A 6,509-nucleotide genomic window follows, 5' to 3' on the forward strand; every position below is an offset into this window, starting at 1 on the left:
CGCTGCTCCACGGTCAACGAGCTGGTCCTCAACATGCGACTGCTCCCCGAAGGTCGAAGCTGAATTTCTCAGTCCAACTTCCGGGGAGCAGTTCACTCGGTGCGGGGCGCCCTCGTCTGCAAGCGCGGGTCAGAGCGAGCTGATCAGGCGCTCCACCCGCTCGTCGACCGCCCGGAACGGGTCCTTGCACAGGACGGTCCGCTGCGCCTGGTCGTTGAGCTTCAGGTGCACCCAGTCCACCGTGAAGTCCCGGCCCGCGGCCTGCGCGGCGGCGATGAAGTCGCCGCGCAGCTTCGCCCGGGTGCTCTGCGGCGGCGTGTCCTTGGCCGCCTCGATCTCGCCGTCCTCGGTCGCCCGGTCCACCAGGTCCTTGCGCTCCAGCATGTCAAACAGCCCGCGGCCCCGGCGGATGTCGTGGTAGGCGAGGTCGAGCTGGGCGATGCGCGGGCTGGACAGCTCCAGCCCGTGCTTGTTGCGGTACCGCTCCAGCAGCCGGTGCTTGATCGCCCAGTCGATCTCCCGGTCGATCAGCGAGAAGTCCTGCTGCTCGATCGCGTCCAGCGTCCGGCCCCACAGCTCCAGGATCCGCTCGGTCATCGGGTCCGAACCGCGCCGCGCGACGTGGTCGACCGCCCGGCCGAAGTACTCCCGCTGGATGTCCAGCGCGGACGCCTCCCGGCCGCCGGCCAGCCGCACCGTGCGCCGCCCGGTGAGGTCGTGGCTGATCTCGCGGATCGCGCGGATCGGGTTGTCCAGGCTGAAGTCCCGGAACTGCACGCCCTGCTCGACCATCTCCAGCACCAGGTTCGCCGAGCCGACCTTGAGCAGCGTGGTCACCTCGGACATGTTGGAGTCGCCGACGATGACGTGCAGTCGGCGGTACCGCTCGGCGTCGGCGTGCGGCTCGTCGCGGGTGTTGATGATCGGCCGCGAGCGGGTCGTCGCGCTGGAGACGCCCTCCCAGATGTGCTCGGCGCGCTGCGACAGGCAGTACACCGCGCCGCGCGGGGTCTGCAGCACCTTCCCGGCGCCGCAGATGAGCTGGCGGGTCACCAGGAACGGCAACAGCACGTCGGCGATCCGGGAGAACTCCCCGGACCGGCCGACCAGGTAGTTCTCGTGGCAGCCGTAGGAGTTGCCCGCCGAGTCGGTGTTGTTCTTGAACAGGAAGATGTCTCCGCCGATGCCCTCGTCGGACAACCGGCGTTCGGCGTCGATGAGCAGGTCCTCCAGGATCCGCTCGCCGGCCTTGTCGTGGGTGACGAGCTGGACGAGGTCGTCGCATTCCGCCGTGGCGTACTCCGGATGCGAGCCCACGTCGAGGTAGAGCCGGGCCCCGTTGCGAAGGAAGACGTTCGACGACCTTCCCCACGACACGACCCGCCGGAACAGGTACCTGGCCACCTCGTCCGGGGACAGTCGCCGCTGCCCGTGGAACGTGCAGGTGACCCCGAACTCGGTTTCGATGCCGAAGATCCGCCGCTGCATGCTTCCACACTAGGCGCAAACAGGGGTTCACGGCGGTCCGCCGTTCGGGCACCGGTAGCGCGTTCCACGTGCTGGACCGGTTGCACCGCGTCATCACCGCCACCGGCCGCCCCGTCGCCGCCCAGCGCACAGCCACCGCGAAGCCGACCGGCATCGCACCAGCGGTGCTCAGCCGCACCAGAAACCACAGCATCTTGTGGCTGCCCACCAGGTCACGAGCGGCCGGGCGGCCGTCCGGGTCGCCCGGACAGCAGTGGAGGGCACCTCCGCGCTCGAAGATGCCCTCCACCGACGATCGAAGGAACTACTTGTCCTTCTTGGTGTCCTTCTTGCTGTCCTTCTTGGTCTCGCCCTCGGCCTCGCCGTCACCGGCCTCGGCGTCCGAATCCGGTTCCTCAGCCGGAAGCAGCGCCGTCAGCGCCGCGCCCTGGATGCGGCGGAAGGTGCGGTTCGGCCGGGCGCGGTCGAGCACCGCCACCTCGAGCTGGCCCATGCCCAGCTCCCGGGTGCTGTCGCCGCTCGACGACAGCGCCTCGACCGCGAGCTTCGCCGCGTCGGCGAGCTCCAGCCCATGGCTGAACGAATCCTTCAGCGTGCTCGCGATCGCGTCGGCCTGGCCGCCCATCACGACGAACTGCGGTTCGTCCACGATGGACCCGTCGTAGGTCAACCGGTACAGCTGGTCCGTCTCGGCGGTGAAACCGACCTCCGCCACGCAGATCTCCACCTCGAACGGCTTGATCTGCTCGGTGAAGATCGCGCCGAGGTGCTGGGCGTAGGTGTTGGCCAGCGACCGGCCGGTGACGTCCCGGCGGTCGTAGGAATACCCGCGGACGTCGGCGATGCGCACGCCGGCCACCCGCAGTGCCTCGAACTCGCTGTAGCGGCCCACCGCCGCGAATCCGATGCGGTCGTAGATCTCGGAGACCTTGTGCAGCGTCGGAGACGGGTTCTCGGCGACGAACAGCACGCCACCGGCGTACTTCAGCACCACCACGCTGCGGCCCCGCGCGATGCCCTTGCGGGCCAGCTCGGAACGCTCCCGCATCAACTGCTCGGGAGAGGTGTAGAACGGCATCGTCACGGCTGTGCACTCCTGGTTCGAATCTGCTCGCTCGGGCAGGCGTGATCGGGACCCGGCTGCACCGGGCCGCGGCGTCAGCCGCCGGGGTTCTCCAACCGGCCGTTGATCACCTCGGTGGCGATCTCGGCCGTCCGCTCCTCGGGCACCCGCACGGCGCCGTCCGCGCCGGTGATGGTGATGACCGACGGGTAGATGCGCCGGGACACGTCGGGGCCACCGGTGGCGGAGTCGTCGTCCGCCGCGTCGTAGAGGGCCTCGACGGCCGTGCGCACGGCGGTGTCGGCGTCGGCGCCCGCGTCGTAGCGCTTCTTCAGCGCCGATTTCGCGAACAGCGAACCCGAACCGACCGCGTGGTAACCGCCGACCTCGTCGTACCGGCCGCCGACGACGTCGTAGGAGACGATCCGGCCGGCCCGGTCGGGATCGTCGGCGTCGAGGTCGTACCCGGCGAACAGCGGCACCACCGCGAGGCCCTGCATCGCGGCCTGGAGGTTGCCGCGCAGCATGTTGGCCAGTCGGTTCGCCTTGCCGTCCAACGAAAGCGAGACGCCTTCGAGCTTCTCGTAGTGCTCCAGCTCCACCGCGTACAGCTTGACGAGTTCCTGCGCGACCCCGGCGGTGCCGGCGATGCCGACGGCCGAGTAGGCGTCGGTGACGAACAGCTTCTCCATGTCCCGCTGGGCGATCAGGTTGCCCATGGTCGCGCGGCGGTCACCGGCCAGCAGGACGCCGCCGCGGAAGGCCACCGCGACGATCGTGGTGCCGTGCGGGGCCTGCACGGTGCCCTCCGGCACCCCGCGGCCACCGGGCAGCAGTTCGGGCGCGGTCGCGCGGAGGAAGTCGGTGAACGAGTAAGACCCCGGCGTGAGGTAGGCGGCGGGCAGGGCCTGGCCCGAGCTCGGATCCATCAGCGACATCGTCTCCCGATCGAAGGGCTTTCGACTTCAACAGCACTTTAGTCATGATCCGGCGCGCAGCCGACAGCGCCGGGCCGGAGTTTCCGGCCCGGCGCTGACGACGTCACGGCCGGGCCCGCGCGGGCTACTGGCCGCCCTTCTGCACGTAGGCGCGGACGAAGTCCTCGGCGTTCTCCTCCAGGACGTCGTCGATCTCGTCCAGGATGGCGTCGACGTCCTCGCCGAGCTTTTCGCGACGTTCCTGACCGGCGGCCTCCGGTCCCTGCTCGTCGTCGCCTTCGCCGCCGCCGTGCCGCTGAACCTTTTCCTGGGACATCTTGCCTCCCGGTGCTCGCCTTCCGGATGTTCTCCCGGCAGTGGGGACATCCTGCTGTGAACACTACCCATCCGACACCCGTTCGCCCACGTCCAGCCGGGCGTCATTTCGATCATCCACACCGGGCTGACGTGCACGAAACGTGTTCGCCTGCCGGTTCGCGTTCGGGACACCAACATGAACCCGCATCGAGCCGTCAGGCAAGCGGCGCCAGCCGCTTTCCGCCACGCACGCAGATGGACCGCCCGCGGGTTCTCAGACTGTGCCCACCCCGTAGGGGGCTCTCTGCGCGAGGACCTGCCCCGATGCCGCGTATTGGACATACACAAGTCGGGGATCCCGCAGTCGAGACGGCGTCTGAGGTTCCGCTAGGTGACCACCTACGCAGAACGACCACGCGCCCTCTCCAGTCAGCCCTTCGTCAGCGAATCGACCAGCTCTTCCGCGCTGGCCGCGGCCTCGAGCAGGGCTCCCACGTGGGCCTTGGTGCCGCGCAGGGGCTCCAACGTCGGGATGCGCACCAGGGATTCCCGGCCCAGGTCGAAGATGACCGAGTCCCAGGACGCCGCGGCCACCTCGGACGGGTAGCGCTCCAGGCACCGGCCGCGGAAGTAGGCGCGGGTGTCCTCCGGCGGCGTGGTGACCGCGTCCCGCACCTCCTCCTCGCTGACCAGGCGTTTCATCGAGCCGCGCGCGACCAGCCGGTTGTACAGGCCCTTGTCCAGGCGGACGTCGGAGTACTGCAGGTCGACCATGTGCAGCCGCGGCGACGCCCAGCCGAGGCCGTCGCGCGACCGGTAGCTCTCCATCAGCCGCAGCTTGGCGGGCCAGTCCAGCCGGTCAGCGCAGTCCATCGGGTCGCCGCCGAGCAGGTCCAGCACCTCGCCCCAGGTGTCCAGCACCTCGCGGGCGGCGTGCTCGCCGCCGTGCTCGTCGAGGTACCGGGCGGCGCGCTCGTGGTAGGCGCGCTGCAGGTCCAGGCCGGTGAACCGGCGCCCGTCGGTGAGCTCGACGGCCTGCTTGAGGGTCGGGTCGTGGCTGATCAGGTGCACCGCCTGCACCGGGTCGGCCAGCTTCAGGTCGTCGAAGCGCTGCCCGGACTCGATCATGTCCAGCACCAGCGCGGTGGCGCCGAGCTTGAGGTACGTGGAGGTCTCCGCGAGGTTGGCGTCGCCGATGATGACGTGCAGCCGCCGGTACTTGTCGGCGTCGGCGTGCGGCTCGTCGCGGGTGTTGATGATGCCGCGCTTGAGCGTCGTCTCCAGGCCGACCTCGACCTCGATGTAGTCGGAGCGCTGGGAGAGCTGGAAACCGGCCTTCTCCCCCGCCTGGCCGACGCCGACCCGCCCCGAACCGCAGATCACCTGGCGGGACGCGAAGAACGGGGTCAGGCCACCGATCACCGAGGTGAACGGGGTGCTGCGAGCCATCAGGTAGTTCTCGTGGGTGCCGTAGCTGGCGCCCTTGCCGTCGACGTTGTTCTTGTACAGCTGGATCGGCGCGCTGCCGGGCACGCTGGCCGCCCGGATCGCCGCCTCCTCCATGACGCGCTCGCCGGCCTTGTCCCAGATGACCGCGTCGCGCGGATTGGTCACCTCGGGCGCCGAGTATTCGGGGTGCGCGTGGTCGACGTACAGCCGCGCGCCGTTGGTGAGGATGACGTTTGCCGCCCCGAGGTCGTCACCGTCCGAGCCGTTGGTCTGCTGCGCCGCCGTGCTGAGGTCGAAACCGCGGGCGTCGCGCAACGGCGACTCGACCTCGTAGTCCCAGCGCGCGCGCCGCGCCCGCGGGATGTCGGCCGCCGCCGCGTAGGCCAGCACGATGTGCGTGGAGGTCAGCACCGGGTTGGCGCTGGAATCGCCCGGCACGACGATGCCGTACTCCACCTCGGTTCCCATGATCCGCCGCATACCTGGCAGCGTACGGGGTCTCACCGACCAAGCGGAGTGCCGCGCGCCACAGGGATCCGAGTCGACCCGATTCGGCGCAACGCGTGTGCCTCGAAGGGTGGGTGCGACGATTGGGCCATGAGCGCGAGCGAGGAATCGGTTGCCGTGTACGACGCGGCCGGGCGTGTCGTGGGCAGCGCGACGCGACGGCGGATGCGCGCGGAGGGGCTCTGGCACGCGGTCGGCGAGGTGCTCGTGCTCTCCCCTGACCGCAGCGAGGTCTACGTGCACCGCCGCACCGACACGAAGGACATCTACCCCGGCATGCACGACTGCTGGGCCGGCGGTGTGGTCGCCGCCGGGGAGGCCCCGGAGGTCACCGCGCGGCGCGAACTAGGCGAGGAGCTCGGGATTCGCGAGGCATCGATCCGCCCGCTGTTCGAGACCTTGCACGAGCAGGGCAGCGTGCGGTTCCACGCGTTCCTCTACGAGGCGCTCTGGGACGGCCCGATCGTCCACCAGCCCGAAGAAGTCGCCGATGGCTGGTGGATGCCCCTGACCGAGCTCCGCGAGCGCCTGAACGACCCTGAGTGGCCGTTCGTGCCCGACGGGCGCCAGTTCGCCGAGGAATGGTTCGAGCGCCGGTGAGCACGGGGCCGTGAGTCTGCCAGTGAGCACGGGGCCGTGAGTCTGCCGGTGAGCACGGGGCCGTGAGTCTTTTGGGCGGGGTATGAAACCCAAAAAAAGCACCGGCCCCGCCAGGGCCGAGAGCGGGGAGGTACCCGAGCGGCGCCCCCGTATGAGCGGCGGGGCGG

The 6,509-nt window shown here is 69.8% G+C and carries 6 protein-coding genes; 1 reads left to right on the forward strand and 5 read right to left on the reverse strand.

Translation table 11 applies throughout. The features are described 5' to 3' along the window. Nucleotides 1–129: 129 nt before the first annotated feature. From pafA to dop, 5 genes are all read right to left on the reverse strand, one after another. Nucleotides 130–1,488, reverse strand: coding sequence for a Pup--protein ligase (gene pafA / locus AB0I53_RS37530; RefSeq protein WP_358613725.1), 1,359 nt, complete (start codon nt 1,486–1,488; stop codon nt 130–132). Between the two features lie 304 nt (nt 1,489–1,792). Continuing rightward, on the reverse strand, nt 1,793–2,572 hold the full coding sequence (gene prcA / locus AB0I53_RS37535; RefSeq protein ID WP_358613727.1) for a proteasome subunit alpha: 780 nt from the start codon (nt 2,570–2,572) through the stop codon (nt 1,793–1,795). Nucleotides 2,573–2,646: 74 nt separating this feature from the next. Continuing rightward, nucleotides 2,647–3,480, reverse strand: a complete 834-nt coding sequence (gene prcB / locus AB0I53_RS37540; protein WP_358613729.1) for a proteasome subunit beta — start codon at nt 3,478–3,480, stop codon at nt 2,647–2,649. A gap of 133 nt (nt 3,481–3,613) precedes the next feature. After that, nucleotides 3,614–3,805 carry a ubiquitin-like protein Pup gene (locus AB0I53_RS37545; RefSeq protein WP_358613731.1) on the reverse strand — a complete coding sequence of 64 codons (192 nt, stop codon included), beginning with the start codon at nt 3,803–3,805 and terminating at the stop codon, nt 3,614–3,616. Between the two features lie 410 nt (nt 3,806–4,215). After that, the gene (dop, locus tag AB0I53_RS37550) at nt 4,216–5,715 is read right to left on the reverse strand and encodes a depupylase/deamidase Dop (protein WP_358613733.1); all 1,500 of its coding nucleotides are present in this window, start codon (nt 5,713–5,715) and stop codon (nt 4,216–4,218) included. Between the two features lie 117 nt (nt 5,716–5,832). Here dop and AB0I53_RS37555 point away from each other — a divergent pair, with 117 nt between their 5' ends. Further along, complete coding sequence (locus AB0I53_RS37555; protein ID WP_358613735.1) at nt 5,833–6,342, forward strand: NUDIX domain-containing protein; 510 nt, start codon at nt 5,833–5,835, stop codon at nt 6,340–6,342. The last annotated feature ends 167 nt before the right edge of the window (nt 6,343–6,509 follow it).

This window comes from Saccharopolyspora sp. NPDC050389 (assembly GCF_040655595.1).
Taxonomy (GTDB): Bacteria; Actinomycetota; Actinomycetes; order Mycobacteriales; family Pseudonocardiaceae; genus Saccharopolyspora.